Below are 18,353 nucleotides of genomic sequence, written 5' to 3'. Positions count from 1 at the left end.
CTGAAAACTGATCCGAGGATTGATGACTCATGAACGAGTGGATTCTGACACTGATAACCTTCATACCACTAGCTGGCGCGATCGCGATCCTCTTCGTCCCTCGGACTAAGGCATCGGCAATCAAGTGGACGGCGCTGGTCTTCAGCCTGCCGTCGCTCGCGCTGTCTGTCCTCCTGTGGATGCGGTACGATCCCGCTCTGCCCGGCATGCAGTTCGTCCAGAGACTGCAGTGGATCGAGTCGCTCGACGTTCACTACTTCCTCGGCGTCGACGGCATCAGCGTGCCGTTTATCTTTCTGACGGCCCTGCTCACGACGCTCTCGATCATCTACTCGTGGATCATCAACGAGCGGACGAAGGAGTACTTCGCGCTCTTCCTGGCGCTCGAGACCGGGATGCTCGGAGTCTTCGTCGCGCTGGACTTCTTCCTGTTCTACATCTTCTGGGAGGTCAGCCTGGTGCCGATGTACTTCCTGATCGGCGTTTGGGGCGGACCGAGGAGGGAGTACGCGGCGATCAAGTTCTTCCTGTACACCCTGGTCGGAAGCGTGGCGATGCTGCTGGCGATCGTCGGCGTATATCTCTTCACGAGCCCGCACACATTCAGCATTCCTGAGGCGATCACGCAGATGCCATTCGCGGGCAAGCCGATGCTTGGATCGCTGGCGTTTATCGCGTTTTTTCTGGCGTTCGCCATCAAGGTTCCATCGTGGCCGTTCCACACCTGGCTTCCCGACGCGCACGTCGAGGCACCGACCGCCGGCAGCGTCATCCTGGCAGGCATCCTGCTGAAGCTCGGCGGGTACGGATTCCTCCGCATCGCCCTGCCGATGCTCCCCGAGCCGGCCCGACACTTCTCGATATGGATCGCGATTCTCGCGCTCATCAGCATCATCTACGGCGCCCTTGTCGCGATGGCGCAGAAGGACATGAAGAAGCTGATCGCGTACTCTTCCGTCAACCACATGGGCTACGTGATGCTCGGCATCGCGGCGGCGGCAGCGATCGTCGGCAGCCCGAATGACAAGGCGATCGCCCTGAACGGCGCGATGCTCCAGATGTTTAGCCACGGTCTGATCACGGGTGCTTTGTTCCTTCTCGTCGGCGTGATCTACGAGCGGACGCACAACCGCGATCTCGATCAGTTCGGCGGACTCGGAGCGAGAATCCCTGTCTATGCCGGGCTGCTCTCGTTCATGGCGTTCGCGTCGCTCGGGCTGCCGGGACTGGCGGGCTTCGTGTCGGAGTTCTTCATCTTCCGGGGCGCGATTCCGATCTACACGGTGATCGCAGCGCTCGGAGTCATCGGGATAATCGTGAACGCGGCGTACCTGCTCTGGATGCTCCAGCGCGTGCTGCTCGGCCCGCTCAACCCGAAGTGGGCTGACGTGCCTGACGCCGACGCTCGGGAGGTGATCAGTCTCGCCCCTCTGGTCGCGTTGACTATCCTCGTCGGCATCATGCCATCGCTGCTCGTCGGAGTGTTCAACGGCTCGGTGATCGAGATAGTCCAACTCGTTTCGCGCATGGTCGGAGGCTGACCGTGGACTTCAGTCTATACAGCATATCCCCGGAACTGATACTCACCGCAGGCGCGATACTGACCCTGGCGGCGGGCCTGTTCTCGAAGGAGCGGTCCGGAGATCGCCGAATCGGTCTGCTCTCTCCGGAGGTCGTATGCGTAGCCACGCTTCTCGCCGCACTCGTGCCTTCGGTCATGATGTTCACGGGGCTGTACACGTGCGCCTGCTGTCAAACACTTGTCTTCAACGGGCTTCTCGCCGTAGACGGCCTTGCCATCTTCTTCAAGATGATCGCGATCGTCTCGACGATCATCGTCGCCCTGCTGGCGGTTGACTACTTCCGAAAGGTTGATTTCCACCGCGGGGAGTTCTACGCGCTCCTCGTCTTCGCAACCCTTGCGATTAACCTCCTGGCCGCGTCAAACGACCTCATAATGATCTACCTCTCGCTGGAGTTCCTGAGCATCACATCGTACATCCTGGTTGGGTATCTCAAGCGCGACTCGAGATCGTCCGAGGCGGCGATGAAGTACTTCATTTTCGGCTCGGTCGCGGCGGCGGTGATGCTGTACGGCATGACGATCCTCTACGGACTGACCGGCGAGACGAACCTTGCCGAGATTGCGACCGCGTTCCGGTCCGGGCTGATCCCGTACCCCTTGCTCTACCTGGCAATGGTCTTCGCGCTCGTGGGCTTCGGTTTCAAGATTGCGATGGCGCCGTTCCATCAGTGGGCTCCGGATGCGTACGAGGGCTCGCCGACGCCGATCACGGCGTTCCTTTCCGTCGGATCGAAAGCGGCCGGGTTCGCCGTCCTCGTCCGAGTCTTGACATCGGGGTTCGCTCAGGACATCGTGGACTGGACGCCGGTGATCATCCTGCTCTGCGCCGTAACGATGACCGTCGGCAACCTCATCGCCATCCCGCAGACGAATATCAAGAGGATGCTCGCGTACTCGAGCATCGCGCAGGCCGGATACATTCTGCTCGGCATCGCGGCAATGGGCCGAGGGGCATCCCTGGCGCTCACGTCAGTACTGCTCTACCTCCTTGTCTACCTGTTCATGAATCTCGGCGCGTTCGCGGTCGTGACGATCCTCTCCGCGAGGATCGGGGACCGGATCAGCGACTACGCCGGGCTCATCAAGCGCGCACCGATCGCCGCGGCCTGCATGGCGGTCTTCATGCTGTCGCTGGCAGGAATCCCGCCGACCGCAGGGTTCATCGGGAAACTGTACCTTTTCATGGCCGCGCTCCAGGCAAACGACACGGCCCTTCTGTGGCTCGCGGTGATCGCGGGCGTCAACACCATTGTTGCCGTCTACTACTACTTCAACGTAGTCCGCATGATGTTCTTCATCAGGTCCGAAGACAACTCCCCCATTGTCTCCTCGATCCCGGTCGGCTTCGTGATCGCACTGACCACGGCAGTGACGTTCATCGTGCTGTTCTACCCGGAGCCGTTCATCAGGATCGCGCAACTCTCGGCAAGCACCCTGACTGGAATGTAGCAGATGCGAAACTCGAAACGCGGAACTCGAGACAAGCAGATCCGCGATATGTTCGCGTCAATCGCCCCCCGATACGACCTTCTGAACTCAGTTCTCAGCTTTAACCTGCACCGTTACTGGCGGAGGTTCGCAGTCGCGAAGTGCGAGTTGAGTCCCGGCGATTCGGCGCTCGACGTGGGCACAGGGACCGGCGACCTCGCGATCGAACTCGCGCGAACAGTCGGTGAGCGGGGATGCGTGGTCGGCCTTGACTTCTGCGGCCCGATGCTGGACCTGGCCGCTCGCAAGATCAGCCGGATTGGAATCACGAACACTACGCTCCTCGAGGGCAATGCCGAGAAACTCCCACTGCACTCAGACTCGTATCAGGCCGCCGTGGCCGGCTTTGCAATTCGCAACGTTGAGAGCATCGAGGCCGCACTCGCAGAGATGACGCGCATCGTCGTTCCGGGCGGTCGAGTGGTGATTCTGGAACTGGCCACACCAAGAGGTTCGCTATTCAGAATCGCACACGGCCTGTACTCGAATCGCCTTCTTCCGCTGATCGGCTGGGCGGTCAACCGGAAGCGCGGGCCGTATGATTATCTTCCCGCATCGGTCGCATCCTTTCTCTCAAGAGAGGAACTGAAGAGCCTCATGGTGAAAGTGGGATTGACCGACGTGAGGGTCTATGACCTGACCGGCGGCGCAGTCGCAGTACACGCAGGAACAAAGAGATGAGTTTGACCACTCAAGACAGAATCCAGAACCCCCCGGTGCCCGACTACCTTGCACCAATCGCGAGTGAGCTTTCTCAGGTTGACGAGACCATCTCATCCGAGCTGGACTCGGGCGTGAAGATGGTCCGCGACGTAACGGGCCACATCCTTGATGCCGGCGGCAAGCGCCTGCGCCCCAGCCTCGTACTCCTATCGGGGAGAGCCTGCTTGTACGATTGCGATGACTCGCATCTCATCCGCGTGGCAGCTGTCGCCGAGTTGATCCACATGGCGACCCTGCTGCACGACGATGTGATAGACGACGCAGAGTCACGGCGTGGGCGGATCACGGCGAACCGCTTCTGGGGCAATCAGGTGTCGGTCTTGACGGGCGACTATATGCTCGCGCGGGCGTTCTCCCTGCTGGCAGCCGACGGCGACATTGCCGTCATGGAGGCCCTCTCACGCGCCACGGTAGCGATGTCCGAGGGCGAGATTCGGCAGATCGAGCTCTGCGGAGACGTAGAGGGCCTCGCGAAGGAGTACATTACCATCATCGCGGGCAAGACCGCCGCGTTCATGTCCACATGCTGCCGAACCGGCGCGATCTGCTCGCGCGCTCCGCGGGGGGTCGAGGACTCGCTGGGGGAATACGGGCTGAACATCGGGCTGGCCTTCCAGATCACCGACGACCTGCTCGATCTCATCGGCGATCCGGCACTCATCGGCAAACCGGTCGGCGGCGACATCCGCGAGGGGAAGGTTACCCTACCGGTGATACTGGCGATGGATCGCGCAGAGCCGGACAGCCGCACGCGGATCGAGGGCATCCTGGCGTCGGGTGAAGCCACCCAAGAGGATGTGGACTTCGTGCGCCGCATGGTCGAAGAGACCGGCGCAATCGAGGCGACTCGTGAGGCCGCATCGGAGTACATCGCCATTGCCCTTGACGGCATTCTCCCCTTACCGCCATCGCCATACCGCGATTCCCTGAGGCTTGTGGCGGAGGGGATTCTCTCCCGGAAGAGATAGAATCCCCCACCGTCCAGACGCGTTGACCTCGCACATTCGCCTGCTGAACCGGACGCCCGCCCGGACCTTGGGGCCTAGAAGAACGGCGCGAAGTACATGCCCGTGGAGCCTCGGAAGCTTCCGGCAGCATCATACACGGGTTTGCCGGACAGAGTGGTCACATGGATTTCCAAGGTCCCCCCACCGTCCGTGAGCAGAGTCGTGATCGGTACGGCGTTGTACCGGAACCAGCCGTTGTTGATCCTCAGCAGGGCCTTCATTATGCCTCGATATGTCAGACCCCCGATCTGCACGTCGCAGAATCCACGGTATTCCGAATATGAGTTGGCCTGCGGCGGCGAGCTCATAAACACGAACATCTGAAACTGAGATAGGCCGGACCAGATTCTCGTGGGGCCGGCGGGGTTGTCCGGGTCAAGCAGCAGAAACTGCACCAGATTCGGCCTCAGGTTCTGCAGTTGTGCCAGGCTTCGACCGCCAGGCAGAGCGGCCACGGTCAGCGCCTGTCTCGGGGCCTGCAAGAGGTCGCCGACGGCTACCTCGCGCGGGCCATTCGGCGACTGCACGGAGGCTATCCCCGCAGTCGCGGAAGCCACGCTGCAACTATTGGGTGTCAGGCTCGCTATCACCGCAGGCATGGAAGCGAGTCCATCGAATGCACCGGTTGCACCGAAGGCCTGCACGGTGTATAGCCCGGTGAGCAGGGTCTTGAGAGAACAGGCCTTTCCGAGCGAGTTGGTGTAGATTGTACCGCCCGGCCCGATGAACCTCGTGTTCCCCGACATGTCCCACGCCTGCAACCACAGACCAACATTCGGTGAACCGACGAGACTACCGTTGTCTCCCTCGAGGGCCGAAGCGCAGATTCTGGTCGTTGAACCGAGACTGACGAAGTCGCCGTTGTAGACGATCTGTTCGTCGGCCGCCCATGCAATAGCGACCAGCATGAAGACGGACAGCAGCACGCAAATCATTGACCTTCCAGACATTCCACAACCTCCTCTGAAACGAGTCTCTGCACCAGCAACCGCCTGTATAGTAAGCGCAAGTAGAACGTGGGCTCTCACTATTAGGGCTGACTTATGATGCTTATTGAATGTATACCCAGTTCCGCAAACTTCTATGCATTGAGAACGGGTATTCGGGGACTGCCTGCACTAGAGGGAACGCAACGACAGGGCTGCATCGTACGCGGCCAGCATCAGTCGGACCATTTCCTGAGAACCGAAGCGGCGGGAGTTCTCAATCGCACGGTCGGAGAATGTTCGCCGAAGGTCGTCACTGTTTGCCAGGGCTTCAACTTTGGCGGCGAAATCCGCGGCATCGTTGTCACACAAGAAGCCGTCGTCTCCGTCTCTAAGCATTTCGGGGCTCCCTCCCGCATTGACCGCGATGCAGGGAAGCCCGGCCGCCAGGGCCTCGACAAGCACGAGCCCCTGAGTATCTGTAGTCGAGGGAAAGACAAACAGGTCGCCACCGCAGTAGACCCGCCCAACCATCTCCCTCGGTACTGACCCCGTCATCACGACCCGGTCTGAGAGATCGCGATTCTCGATCTCCCGAGCCAGGTGCTCTTCGTATGGTCCGCCACCTACCACGACGAGACGAAGGTCATCGTGCTCTGCAGAGAGACGAGAGAGCCCATCCAGCAGGAGCGTCATGTTCTTTTCCCTCGCAAGGCGACCGACAAACAGAAGCACAATGGCGTCCGCGGGAACCCCCCATTCGCGACGGACTTCCTCACGCACCCCAGGAGTCCGGGGAATGTCAAGCGAGTTGGCGGTGGGGATTACGCGAATGTCAGGACGAACACCGTACGAGATCAAGATGTCCTTGTTCGCCTGAGAGGGGGTAACCACCAGATCGCAGGCGTTGTAGTAGCGTCTCAGCATCGCTATGACAGCGGCCCTGCTCCAAGAGACCGGCGCGAATGGGAAGTAGTGTGTATACTCGGCGTATTGCGTGTGGTTCGTGGACACGACCGGTATCCCCAGCCGGCGACCGATCCTGAGACCCGTCCAGCCGAGCATGAAAGGAGTCTGCGTGTGTATGATGTCCGGCTTCAACTCGCGAACGAGCGAGATGAGCCCGCGCTTCCACGGGAGCGCCAGAGGGTAGTCGCGGGCAGTCGGCGGCCTGAAGGACGGAAAACGAAACACTTCAGGATCGTCGTCGCGGTAGCCGCGAAACCCGGGAGCGAAGACGAGAACTTCGTGTCCATGATCGCGCAGCGCATCGCGCAGGGTCTGGATTGACGTCGTAACGCCGTTCAGAACGGGCTCGAAACTCTCGCTGAAGATTGCTATTCGCAACGTCACTCCCCGGAGGTTTGCGGCAGTCGGAAGAACGTAACGGCGACCTGATACCGTTCCGGATCAGCTCCCATCGGCATCCAACGCAAGCATGTCGCCGACGCTGACCGACGACGCCGAGCCAGCCGGCAGTTCAATGGTGAAGGCAGCCTCCCGACAATACGGCCCGATACGCCAAGGCTCAAGGCCACACCGAACTCGCACTACCCGCCACTCGGAGTCAGCGCACACAAGGTCAACGGGGTAACGCATGAAGAAAGTGTGCACCTGACGGCATCGCGGCAGGACCAGAACGCTTCCCCGCGGCTTCCCTATCAGCCCCCACAACCGCGATGAAAGGCTGCGGGCGATCTCGACATCCTCCGCGAGCACCTCTCCGCCGGGCCGAACCGTCACGCGCATGAGGGGAATCTCATTGTTACTCGCCGCCCGACTGCCGCTCGAGAAAAGCCAGCACGTCGGAGAGCCTGAACCGCCGCTGGTTCCCCGCCGTGCGGTGGTGTGCAAGAGCCCCGCTGTTCGTGTATCGCCGAACGGTTGTCGGGCAGACGTTGAGCACGCGCGCGACCTCCTCCAGGCTGAGCACGGGGTCTACGAGCCGCTCGATCAACTCCTCGCGGGACTCTTTGAAGGTCTTGTACGACCGTTCGGCTACCTCGCGCCGGCCGACGCTCTCCGCATCCAAGTTGGTCGGCAGACGCTTCCTGATGCGCGCCGCCCTACCGGCCGCCGCGTTCGGAGCCGACGCCACTGCCACGGATCTAGGACGGGCCGCCGGCACAGGAGTGGGAGCAGTTAGTTCGGCAGGCCGAGCAGTCTTCTCAGGCTCGAGAATCACCGGCTCACTCTCGACCCTCAGGAAGGCCGGAACATCGTCCTCGACTTCCGGGGCAGCGATTACGGCCGACGCGGTCTCAGCCTGCCGCACCGGGGCAGGAGGCTCGGGCCTCTCCTCGACCCTTCGCTCGGCAGTCCTTGCCGGCGTCTCGATTTCTTGCTCCTGCTCTTCGAGATAGCGTGTCCAATCCTGTAAACTACGCATGAGATACACCCTCCGGTGTGATGGAGCCTCCCATCAGACTATTAGCATTGCATCGCCGAAGCTGAGAAAGCGATATCCCCGACGCTTGGCCTCCTCGTAGGCGTGCAGTACTCTACCTCGCCCCGCAAAGGCGGAGACCAGAATCAGGAGCGTGGACTTCGGCATGTGAAAGTTCGTTATGAGAGCATCCAGTATCTGAAACCGGTATCCAGGAGTAATATACAGCCCGGTCTCTCCGTCCATCGCCGCAACCTTCCCGTAACCGACAGCCGCGCTCTCCAGCACCCGCGCGGTGGTCGTGCCAACGGCGATGACTCGCCCTTCCGCCGAGTTGATCACCTCCGCCGCATCAGCCGAGAGCGATACTCGCTCCCGATGCATCACATGCTCGGCTATGTCCTCGACCCGGACGGGACGGAAAGTGGCTATGCCCACCTGCAGAGTCACGCTTGCCGTACGCACGCCGTGATCCCGCAACCGATGCAGCAACTTCGGCGTGAAATGCAATCCCGCGGTCGGAGCGGCCGCCGAGCCGGGAGATTCGGCGTAAACAGTCTGATATCTCGACGGATCGCTCAGAGTACTCAGTATGTACGGCGGAAGCGGGACTTCTCCTATCCGCCCCACTATCTCCGCGACTTCAGGAGATTCGAAGTCCAGGACTCTCCCGCCATCCTCGGTACGTTCGACAACCTGCGCATCAAGGCCTCCGTCGAAACAGATTCTCGATCCCACCGCGACACGGCGCCCCGGCTTGACCATCGCCTCCCACCGACCACCACCGAGGTGCCTCATCAGCAGCGCCTCGATCTTGCCGCCGGTGGGTTTGACGCCAAAGAGCCGTCGCGCAGTGACCTGCGTGTCGTTCATGACCAGCGTATCGCCCGACACCAGATACTCCGGCAGATCAAGAAAGCTTCTATGCTCGATGTCCCCGGTGCACCGATCCAGAACCAGGAGCCTGGATTTGTCTCGCTCCGCCAAAGGCTCCTGCGCAATGAACTCCCGGGGCAGGCAGTAGCTGTAGTCGCTGAGTCTCGTGGACATCCGGCCCTTCGCTCATCGCTGGGTGATGGCCTTACCAAAGGCCTGAAGCTCGGCAGCCGCTTCCTCCCGGAATAGTTGCGACTGATCCGCGTACTCGCGCTTGTCGGTTTCCAGAAACGATGTCAACATGCTGATGGACTGAGACAGGAGGCTCGCGCACAGCATTCCGTGCGCCTGAGCGGCCCTGAGACCGTCCGGCACGGTCAGCGTGGACAAGTATCTGGTGAACTCGTCCACCTGCACGCTCAGGTCGCTGCAGTCGAGATAGTAGTTCTCGCGGGAGAGCCGGCTCGACTGATAATCCTGCCAGTTCGTCTTAAGCTTCGCCAGGATACCTGTCAACTGCCCGCGGACGACCTCCGCCGCGATCCTGTACCGCGACGAAGCATCGAGTTCGGCGCCGCCGGCCCGGCCGGCGGACAGATGCTCAATGGCAAGCTCGTACTGCTTGCGAGCCCAGTAGAGCTTGTAGAGCCGTTCGTGCGGAACAGGGTTGGCAGGATCGAGTCTTGCAGCCTGATTGAAGGCATCGGCGGCGTCATCGAGCCTGTTTAGGTTCCAGTAGACATTGCCCAGGCTGACGCGCGCGGTAGTGTCGTCAGGATTCAGCCTGATGACCTCTCGCAACTGGCCCGCTGCCTCGGTAAGAGCGCCGCTCTCCAGGTAGAAATCGGCGAGTTCACGGTATACGGCAGGATCGTCGGCATCGAAGAGAAGCGCCCGCCGCAACTCGTCCAGGGCCAGTTCGGGCATCCCAATCGCGGAATAGGCATCCGCGAGCTTGACCCTCACAGCGACCGTCTTGGGCTGCAGGTTAACCGCCTGCCTGAGTTCCTGGATCGCGTTCGGCAAGTCCCCTTTCCCGATATACGAGTCGGCGGCGCTGAGGCAAGCCGCGTACTCGGCGGAAATGTCCCTCGGAGCCGATTGCTCCAGCGAGGCCTCAACGGTCGGGATCACCGTAGGCGAGACAGCGATCGGCGATTCGACACCCGGTTGAGCGTTCGGGAATGCGGCAAGGTCAATCTGGGAAACCGCGGAGCTTGCCGCAGTGCTGATCGCGTTTCGGCGGTTCATCTGAGCCTGAGGGCCGCCCACTTGCGCGATGTCGCTCTCTGCCGAGGAAGACCACTCACCTCTGCCTCCAAGCCGCGTCAATCGAAGGCCGACCCTAACCGTATCCGAACTGACTTCGCCGTGAACGGCGAGAACGTGAGTGGCGCCTACGATCCCAGCCAGGTCGCGAACGACCGCCGGATCGGCCATCTTCTTGTAGAGTTCGCTCGCGAGGCCGCGCTCCATGATGAACCGAGCGATCGTCGGATTCTCCCGATCGAACGCGATCACTCTGTACTTCTTCGCTGCCGCGAGATGCAATCTGACAGAGTCCAGTACGTCCGAGTCCGCCGTCGCAGAGTCGCCCACAACGCCAGGCACAATGAGCACCACAGGCGGCGACTGGCTCTGCGCGAGAACCTCTGTCAAGCAGAACAGAGATAGCAGAGCCGGGATAAGCATGGAAAGAGTTGGTCGTATGTTCGTCATTTACCCGCCTAACGCGAGGCGCTGCGGCTGACCTCGATGCCCGCTTCGCAGGCACGTATATTCCGCTCCACCTCCGCCTTGTCCCGACCGGTGTTCAACTGGTCGCGGAAGGACCTGATCGCGCGATTGTAGCTGTCTATCGCCAACGTGTGGTCGCCTTTACGCTGGTAGGACATGGCGATCTGCTGATACACCCGGCCGGCATCGCTTGTCTGGTTAAGCGCCTCCCTGTATGAGCTTATCGCCTCATCATATTTGCCTTCGCGGTGAAGCTGCCTTCCGCGCTCCTCCGGACTCACCGACGGCTGAGCAGCGACTGAATCGGGTGCAGGACGTATGACCGGGGTACGCGGCCGAGCGGCGTTAGTCGTGGATGTAGAAGTACCCGTCCCGCCGCCGCTCGGGCGGATGATGGGTGTGATTGCCGGTCTCTCCTGGGTCGGCGCACTCGGCTGCCTCACGGGCGAGTTCGGTCGCGTATTCGTGCCGGGGAGCGGCACGGACGGAATCCCCGGACGAGTCGTCGGAACGGCCGGGGCGGTAACTGCCTGCCGGTCCGTCTGCCCACGGCCCGCAGTCGGCGGCTCGGCGGCCTGTCCAGCCGGGGGGGTATACGCACCCGGCCCGTATGGAAGCGGTTGGCCGGGGATGCGGTTATCCGGCGCGCCGTTCTGGGCCTGGGTATCGCGAGGCGAGGCGTCCCTTGTTCGACTTCCTCTGATGGCGGCGCTTCCGATGGCGACCACTATCAGAAAGGCGAGGGCTGCGGCCACCCACGGCAGTTTGTCCCTGTGCTGCTTGAACCACTTGAGATCGGCGAGGCGAATCGCCGGACGGGGAGGCTTCACTATGGGCGCCGGCATCAGCAACTGCACGCGAAGCTGCTCGAGCTTGCGCCTGTCCTCTAGGCTGCCGGGATTCAGGGCGACGACCCGCTCGTACTCGTAGATCGCCCGCGCGAGGTCACCCATGCGCGCGTAGAGAGACCCGAGAAGGGCGTGGATCGCGGGGTTATCTTCGTTGATCGCGAGCGCGCCCTGACAGGCGGCAATCGCGTTCTCAACGTGCCCCGCGTCGCTCTCCCTGTACGCGAGATAGACGAACTCGCCTACCTTGAGGTGCTCATCCGGCGTGAGCTCCTTTGCCACGCCGGGATCGGACAACTTCTGCCCACACTCTTTGCAGAACTTGTTCGCAGAGTCGTTCGCTGTGCCACACTTGCTGCATCTCATAGTCGGTCATCTCCGGGCAGGCAGGCGTGCCCGCCCATCGGGGCCCACATCTCAGTATATCACCTTGTTGAGCGGATACTCCACGATGCCTTCCGCACCGGCATGGCGCAGCTGCGGAATCATGTCGCGCACCGTCTTCTCGTTTATGACGGTTTCAACCGCCACCCAGGTTTCATCAGCAAGAGGCGAGAGCGTAGGCCTGTTCAGCGCGGGCAGGATGGCTGTGACCTTGTCCATGTCGGCCTTGCGCACGTTCATCTTGAGGCCGACCAGTCGCTCGGCATTCAGCGCGCCGGTCAGAAGCATCGAAATCTGTTCGAGCTTGCCGCGCTTCCAACCATCTTCCCAGGAATCCCTGTTCGCAATCAGCCTAGCCGTGGATTCCAGAAGTGTATCCATTATCCGGAGGCTGTTGGCGCGCAGGGAGTTGCCTGTTTCGGTGTTGACGACGATGGCGTCGGCAAGTTCCGGGACCTTCATCTCACAGGCGCCCCAGGAAAACTCGACCTGAGCAGAGACGCCGTTCTCAGCAAGCCAGCGTTTCGTGAGGTTCACGTACTCCGTCGAGATGCGCCTGCCTTCGAGGTCTCGGACGCTCTCCATCTCCGAACACTCATGGACGGCAAGAACAACGCGCAGGGGCCTGGTAGTGGTCTTATTGTAGGACAGGTCAACCACCTCGATCACATCGGCGTCGTTGTCAACAATCCAGTCCTTGCCGGTCAGCCCGGCGTCGAGTACGCCATCCTGCACGTATTTCGGAATCTCTTGTGGCCTTGCCAGAACCGCCTCGATCTCCTCGTCATCGCATATCGGCATGTACGAGCGGTTGCCTACCCGGAAGTCCCAGCCGGCTTTCCTGAACATCGCGAATGTTGATTCCTGGAGGCTTCCCTTAGGAAGTCCGATCTTCAGTTTCAAGAACGTCACCTCGACGGCTACTGCGGTGATTGTCTGGTACGCATACAGAGTATAGCGACAATCGCAATCGCGGTCAAGGTTTCGAGATTCAAAGCTGTACAGCACGCTATCACCCCTCCGCATGTCGCAACCTAGTGATAGTACCTAGCTTCTCCGATAATCCAGTTGACAGACTCCCTCAGAGCAGAGGCGGCAGAATGAAGGACAACGAAGTCATGATCGACATAGCATGGAAATCCCTCGTCGCAGGGATATCCGACCGCAACCCGGACGAGTGGCATCATTGCAGGCGGGTCGAACGCACTTGCGCCCTAGTTGCTCGCGAACTCGGATGGGAACCGCAGGCGATTGCGGACTTGAAGCTGGCGGCGCTCCTGCATCACCTGGATCGCTCGCACGTCCCGGAGGCCGCACTGAGCCCTTCGGTCGCAGAGTGCCTGCACCGGTTTGCTGAGACCAACCGACGCCTCGAGACGGATACGCGCAGAACGATGACCCACGCAGACGAGGCGTGTGAGATCATCGCCGTTGCCGATGCCTACGATCGCCTGACGTCATCTCAGAGGTACCGCAAACCGATCTCCGACGACGATGCGCTGCGTGTCATGTGCCATGACGCGGGGACCACGTATTCTCCTGCTGTGGTCGAGGCATTGCGCCGCGTCCATGACTCGGCGGCCAAGACGTCCGAGTCCAAAGCCGCCTAGAGAAGCAAGTGTGTCTGACTCGGCCCTCATTGTGCCCCTCAGCATTCGATCCCCATGCCGCGGGAGGATTGCTCCGCTCAGCGCGTAATATGACGTCAGCGCGCTCGATTGCGGCGCATCAACCTTACAGGAGCTGATCTCAATGAGCGAAAGGAAGATCAAGGCCGCCGTGCTCGGATACGGGGCCTCGTTCAACATGGGCAAGTCCCATGCCAAGTGGATGAACGACACAGGGCGGATTGAAACGATCGCTGCCTGCGATATTGACCCTCCCCGCATGGACGCCGCAGCCGAGGACTACCCCGGCATCGAGACGTATCTGCACATTGACGACCTTCTCGACCGAAGCGATGCGGAGTTGATTGCGGTCATCACTCCACACAACACACATGCCGAGCTTGCGGTCGCCGCGCTCGAGGCCGGAAGGCACGTCGTAGTCGAGAAGCCGATGTGCCTCTCCGTCGCCGAGGCAACCGCGATGATCGAGGCTGCTCGCAGGAACAAGGTCACGCTCACCACCTTCCACAACCGCAGGCATGACGGCGACTTCAAGGCGATCAAGGAAGTGCTCGATAGGGGCACGATCGGCGAGGTCTTCGAGTTGGAGGCCTTCATGGGCGGCTACAGCAAGCCCCGTGACTGGTGGCGGTCAGACAAGGCGATCTCCGGCGGATGCATGTATGACTGGGGCGCCCATTTCGTGGACTGGATCCTGAACTTCATCCCGGAGGCGATGGAGAGCGTGACTGGATTCTTCCACAAACGGGTCTGGCACGAGGTCACCAATGAGGACCAGGGCCGAGCGATCATCCGTTTCAAGAGCGGAGCCACCGCCGATCTGACGATCTCTTCCATCGCGTACGCGGGAGAGCCGAGGTTCAGAATCCTGGGCACAAGAGGGGCGATCATAGATCACTGGGGCGGGAGTTTCAAGGTCATCACCGACGTAGACGGGGTGCGCGTTGAAGGCGATGTGAAGTATCAGGAGGGAACATGGCCTCTGTACTACGTAAACCTTGCCGCTCACCTGCTGGACGGAGCACCTCTCGAGGTAACGCCAGAGTCCTCGCGGCGCATCATAGCGGTCTTCGAAACCGCCGAGAAGTCGGCGATCAGCGGGAAGACAGAGCCGGTGCCGTTCGAATAGGAACCCAAGGTCGGGGTTTGAAAGTCGGGGCATAAACGGGTACAATAGCCTGGAATACCTACCATCTGCCCCCCGGCGGTTGGTAAATCAACAAGCGCCCTAAGGAAAGGGGAACAAAGCATCATGAAGAAGCAGGTGAGTGTTGCGCTCAGTATCAGCGCCATCGTAGCGATCCTAGTCTCCAGTTCAGCTGCCGCTGCGGCACCATCACTGCTGGGGTACAGCGGACTCGTAACCATTCCGACAACTGATTCGCTGGAAAAGGGACAGTATTCAGCAGCCATGTTCGTGGTAGATCTCGAATCCGGTCCCGATTCAAATGTCTACGCTCTGAACCTGGGGGTGAGCGATGGAACGGAGGTCGGATTCGCCAGGATCAGACCGGACGGCGGGGTCGGTGAAACCATACTCAACGCGAAGCATGCGTTCCGGGCGGAGACTCAGGCACACCCTGCCGTCGCAACTGGAATTATTGACCTGACCGGGGAGATAGATACCACCGCGTATGTCGTTATGAGCAAAGCCATCAGCTGGAAGAACACGACGAAGCACGGAGAGATCACCGCGCCCCGAGTTCACATCGGCGCGGGCGGAGGCATGATCGACGGCATTTTCGGAGGCCTCTCCGCAGTGCTTGGCGAGCGGCTGGTGCTCATGGCTGAGTACGACAGCACGGACTTCAACTTCGGCGCTCGTCTCCTGATCACGGACGAACTTAAGGTACACGGCGCGATTCTGGACGGTGACGATCTGGCGCTGGGAGTCAGTTTCGCCAAGGGTTTCTAGGACTCAGAGGGGCGCACGCCATCGGTGCGCCCCTCCAACCCCACTATCCGATTGTCAATCAACCTCGTCCTGCCAATCCGCACAGCCACCGCGACGACTGCCGTCCCCTCGACACGATCAAGCGGCTCCAAGCTCTCCGAATCCACGACCTCCACGTAGTCAATCCGCGCCAGCGGCTCCCGTACGACAAAATCCCGTATCCTGTCCCGCAAGCCGGCCGTGTCTCGGACTCCGCCTCCAATGAGATCCTCCGCGTAGTCGAGCGACTTCGGCACTACGAGCGCAGCTCGGCGTTCCTCCACACTCAAGTACGAGTTGCGAGAGGACATTGCGAGCCCGTCAGGATCGCGGACCGTCGGAACCGCCACGATCTCCACGGGCACATCGAGGTCCCGGGCCATGCGCTCGACAACCTTGAGCTGCTGATAGTCCTTCATTCCGAAGTAGGCCCGAGCCGGTTGGACGATGTTCAGGAGCTTCGCGACGATGGTAGTTACGCCCCTGAAGTGCCCCGGGCGCGAAGCACCGCACAGCCCTCTCGAAAGACCCTCGACCTCGACATGAGTGCAGCAGCCATCCGGGTACATCTCCTCCACCGAAGGGACGAACAGCAGATCAACGCCCACACCCTCAGCCATAGCCGCGTCGCGATCCAAGTTGCGCGGATAGGATGACAGATCTTCATCGGGTCCGAACTGGGTCGGGTTCACGAAGAGACTCACGACGACCAGTCCGTTTTCCTCGCGAGCCTTGCGCATGAGGGCCAGATGCCCGTCGTGGAAGTAGCCCATCGTCGGCACGAAGCCGACCGTGCTACCGCCGACTCCGGCCATTCTCACTTGATCGCGAACATCGGCGATCCGCTGGACGATCTTCACAGAGGCTCCTTTTGCTCACCGGGGAAAACGCCTTGCGTGACCTCTCTCACATACTCCGTGAAAGCGGCCGTCATCGCCAAGCCGAGATCGGCATATCGCTTGGCGTGTCTGGGAGTGCCGTTCAGCGTGAGGCCGATCACATCGTTCACTACCAGCACCTGGCCGTCGCAATACGGCCCCGCACCAATCCCGATCGTCGGCACAGACACCGCTGCAGTCACTTCCCGCGCCAGGTCCTGCGGAATCACCTCGAGGACGATGGCAAACACGCCGGCCGCCTCCAGTTCCCGCGCATCGCTCAGTATCCGCTCCGCCTCCGCCTGCGTCCGGCCCTGTATTCGCGGGCCGCCGAACTTGTACTTTGACTGCGGGGTATATCCGAGATGTCCCATCACCGGGATGCCGGCGTCCACGATGAGCCTCACCGCATCCGACACCGTGCGGCCGCCCTCCAGCTTGACTGCGTGGATGCCCGCCTCCTGCATGTAGAGTCCGGCGTTGCGAAGCGCCTCTTCGGGGCTGATCTGATAGGTCATGAACGGCATGTCGCCTACGACGAGCGCGCGCTCGACCCCCCGACTGACGGCAGTCGCATGGTGTATCATCATGTCGAGGGTGACCGGCAGGGTGCTCTCCATGCCCAGGACGACCTCGCCCAGAGAATCGCCGACAAGGACGACATCCACTCCTGCCTGATCGAGCAATCTGGCAGTAGGGAAGTCGTAGGCAGTGAGGGCGGTGATCTTCTCTCCCCTGCCCTTCTTCTCAACGATGCTTCTTGTTGTGACCTTCTTGCCGTTCATCACTACCCCCATGGCTTTACCATATCGCCCAGCGCCCAGCCGAGCAGCATGGCCGGGAATACCAGGTTACCGCCCCAGATGAGAACCTGCCTGGCCCCCACAGGGAAGAACACGGCGACGACTACTACGACGAGAGCTGTCGCCACGAAAGACTTCATCACCGAGGACGACATCGCGTCCTGGATGATACCCCCGAGCACGTAAATCACCACCGCCGCATAGAAATTGAACAGACTGAACAGGATGAGCAGGAGACCGACCGGGTAGGTCAGTCTCTTGCCCGCGGAGATCGTCTGGAAGACGAGTTCGTCGTCGAGCGACCTCAGGCTCTCCGTCATGCTCAATGTGAATCCGATCAAGGCACCCATGCCGAGCAGGGCCGTGACCAACATCCCCGTCCAGGCTCCGACGACGGGCAGATGATCCTTCAGCCACGGTATCGGTTCGCCCGGAGAGAAGTATAGCATGAAGAGCACGAGCGTGCCGAGCGACCCGACGACGAGGCCGACCCCGGTCTTGAGCACCTGCTTGCGGTCTTCGGAAGCGGCAGGTGACTGCGCCTTTCGGCTACGACGCATCGCCTTGTCCAGCTTATCCATCGCATCGGCGTTCCTCGGATCGAACTGGAGCGCGAGGGTGTACATCGACACGGCCTCGTCAACGCGTCCCTGCATCCTATAGACGTCACCCATAATCACATGCGCCGGAGCGTTTCTGGGATCCATCGAGGCCGCCGACTTGGCTGCGTCAAGCGCCGCCCATAGCTGACCGCGGCTGTAGGAGGATTCGGCCTGCTTGATCAGCCGCTGCACCCTGGCCGTGTCGGCACCCCGACCACTGCGCGGCCGGGTTCCAGATGCGCGGGTACGCACAGACTGGGATGCCTTGGCGCCTGACGCATGCGGCCGCGCCGGACGGGGAGCGACTTCCGTGATGTTCCGATCCAGTTCGGCATCGTATATGACGCGCCGGTCCGCGTTCGTGAGTACCTGATAGGCCTCAGTGATCTCCAGGAAGGCACCCGCAGCGGCGCGCTTGTCCTCGGCGACATCGGGATGGTGCTTGCGCACCAACTGCCGATACCGCTTCTTGATGACCTCCTGAGAGGCCGCACGCGGTACGCCCAGTATCTCGTAGTACGTCTTCTTCAGAGCCATGGCGAAAAACCC

Annotated in this window: 18 protein-coding genes; 7 read left to right on the top strand and 11 right to left on the bottom strand. The window is 61.1% G+C overall.

From position 1 onward, the window contains the following. Window positions 1–29 precede the first annotated feature (29 nt). Genes KBC96_01960 through KBC96_01945 form a run of 4 tightly spaced genes read left to right on the top strand, consistent with a single transcriptional unit; the run spans window position 30 to window position 4,764 of the window. Complete coding sequence (locus KBC96_01960; GenBank protein MBP6963148.1) at window positions 30–1,541, top strand: NADH-quinone oxidoreductase subunit M; 1,512 nt, start codon at window positions 30–32, stop codon at window positions 1,539–1,541. Between the two features lie 2 nt (window positions 1,542–1,543). After that, complete coding sequence (locus KBC96_01955) at window positions 1,544–3,034, top strand: NADH-quinone oxidoreductase subunit N (GenBank protein MBP6963147.1); 1,491 nt, start codon at window positions 1,544–1,546, stop codon at window positions 3,032–3,034. Between the two features lie 3 nt (window positions 3,035–3,037). Further along, window positions 3,038–3,754 carry a bifunctional demethylmenaquinone methyltransferase/2-methoxy-6-polyprenyl-1,4-benzoquinol methylase UbiE gene (ubiE, locus tag KBC96_01950; protein MBP6963146.1) on the top strand — a complete coding sequence of 239 codons (717 nt, stop codon included), beginning with the start codon at window positions 3,038–3,040 and terminating at the stop codon, window positions 3,752–3,754. Between the two features lie 2 nt (window positions 3,755–3,756). Beyond that, window positions 3,757–4,764, top strand: coding sequence for a polyprenyl synthetase family protein (locus KBC96_01945; GenBank protein MBP6963145.1), 1,008 nt, complete (start codon window positions 3,757–3,759; stop codon window positions 4,762–4,764). Window positions 4,765–4,838: 74 nt separating this feature from the next. On the opposite strand, the gene KBC96_01940 is transcribed toward KBC96_01945, so the two are convergent. The 8 genes from KBC96_01940 to KBC96_01905 all read right to left on the bottom strand — a co-directional run bounded on the left by KBC96_01940 (window position 4,839) and on the right by KBC96_01905 (window position 12,986). After that, on the bottom strand, window positions 4,839–5,753 hold the full coding sequence (locus tag KBC96_01940; GenBank protein MBP6963144.1) for a hypothetical protein: 915 nt from the start codon (window positions 5,751–5,753) through the stop codon (window positions 4,839–4,841). A 168-nt stretch (window positions 5,754–5,921) separates the two neighbouring features. Beyond that, a complete protein-coding gene (locus KBC96_01935) occupies window positions 5,922–7,076 on the bottom strand; it encodes a glycosyltransferase family 4 protein (GenBank protein MBP6963143.1) in 1,155 nt (384 codons plus the stop codon). A gap of 63 nt (window positions 7,077–7,139) precedes the next feature. Beyond that, on the bottom strand, window positions 7,140–7,478 hold the full coding sequence (locus KBC96_01930; GenBank protein ID MBP6963142.1) for a DUF192 domain-containing protein: 339 nt from the start codon (window positions 7,476–7,478) through the stop codon (window positions 7,140–7,142). A 16-nt stretch (window positions 7,479–7,494) separates the two neighbouring features. Then, entirely contained in the window at window positions 7,495–8,118 is a 624-nt protein-coding gene (locus KBC96_01925) for a helix-turn-helix domain-containing protein (protein ID MBP6963141.1), read from the bottom strand. 33 nt (window positions 8,119–8,151) lie between these two features. Continuing rightward, complete coding sequence (gene queA / locus KBC96_01920; protein ID MBP6963140.1) at window positions 8,152–9,165, bottom strand: tRNA preQ1(34) S-adenosylmethionine ribosyltransferase-isomerase QueA; 1,014 nt, start codon at window positions 9,163–9,165, stop codon at window positions 8,152–8,154. A gap of 12 nt (window positions 9,166–9,177) precedes the next feature. Beyond that, window positions 9,178–10,542, bottom strand: a complete 1,365-nt coding sequence (locus KBC96_01915; protein ID MBP6963139.1) for a tetratricopeptide repeat protein — start codon at window positions 10,540–10,542, stop codon at window positions 9,178–9,180. 176 nt (window positions 10,543–10,718) lie between these two features. Next, a complete protein-coding gene (locus KBC96_01910) occupies window positions 10,719–11,942 on the bottom strand; it encodes a tetratricopeptide repeat protein (protein MBP6963138.1) in 1,224 nt (407 codons plus the stop codon). A gap of 51 nt (window positions 11,943–11,993) precedes the next feature. After that, window positions 11,994–12,986 (bottom strand): ATP phosphoribosyltransferase, encoded by a 993-nt coding sequence (locus KBC96_01905; protein ID MBP6963137.1) that lies wholly within the window; start codon window positions 12,984–12,986, stop codon window positions 11,994–11,996. Between the two features lie 74 nt (window positions 12,987–13,060). Between KBC96_01905 and KBC96_01900 the strand changes: the two genes are divergently transcribed. From KBC96_01900 to KBC96_01890, 3 genes are all read left to right on the top strand, one after another. After that, window positions 13,061–13,570, top strand: a complete 510-nt coding sequence (locus tag KBC96_01900; protein MBP6963136.1) for a hypothetical protein — start codon at window positions 13,061–13,063, stop codon at window positions 13,568–13,570. A 142-nt stretch (window positions 13,571–13,712) separates the two neighbouring features. Then, window positions 13,713–14,717: a Gfo/Idh/MocA family oxidoreductase gene (locus tag KBC96_01895; protein ID MBP6963135.1), complete on the top strand. Its 1,005-nt coding sequence runs from the start codon at window positions 13,713–13,715 to the stop codon at window positions 14,715–14,717. Between the two features lie 123 nt (window positions 14,718–14,840). After that, on the top strand, window positions 14,841–15,503 hold the full coding sequence (locus tag KBC96_01890) for a hypothetical protein (GenBank protein MBP6963134.1): 663 nt from the start codon (window positions 14,841–14,843) through the stop codon (window positions 15,501–15,503). Here KBC96_01890 and KBC96_01885 read toward each other — a convergent pair. Genes KBC96_01885 through KBC96_01875 form a run of 3 tightly spaced genes read right to left on the bottom strand, consistent with a single transcriptional unit; the run spans window position 15,500 to window position 18,341 of the window. After that, a complete protein-coding gene (locus tag KBC96_01885; protein ID MBP6963133.1) occupies window positions 15,500–16,381 on the bottom strand; it encodes a pantoate--beta-alanine ligase in 882 nt (293 codons plus the stop codon). The two genes, KBC96_01890 and KBC96_01885, sit on opposite strands and share 4 nt — an antisense overlap. Continuing rightward, window positions 16,378–17,184: a 3-methyl-2-oxobutanoate hydroxymethyltransferase gene (panB, locus tag KBC96_01880; GenBank protein MBP6963132.1), complete on the bottom strand. Its 807-nt coding sequence runs from the start codon at window positions 17,182–17,184 to the stop codon at window positions 16,378–16,380. Before panB ends, KBC96_01885 begins: the two co-directional genes overlap by 4 nt. A 2-nt stretch (window positions 17,185–17,186) precedes the next feature. After that, window positions 17,187–18,341, bottom strand: coding sequence for a J domain-containing protein (locus KBC96_01875; GenBank protein ID MBP6963131.1), 1,155 nt, complete (start codon window positions 18,339–18,341; stop codon window positions 17,187–17,189). Window positions 18,342–18,353: the final 12 nt, after the last annotated feature.

It is taken from the genome of Armatimonadota bacterium, from assembly GCA_017993055.1.
Taxonomy (GTDB): domain Bacteria; phylum Armatimonadota; class UBA5829; order DTJY01; family DTJY01; genus JAGONM01.
This window is presented reverse-complemented; position numbering and strand designations above follow the sequence as displayed.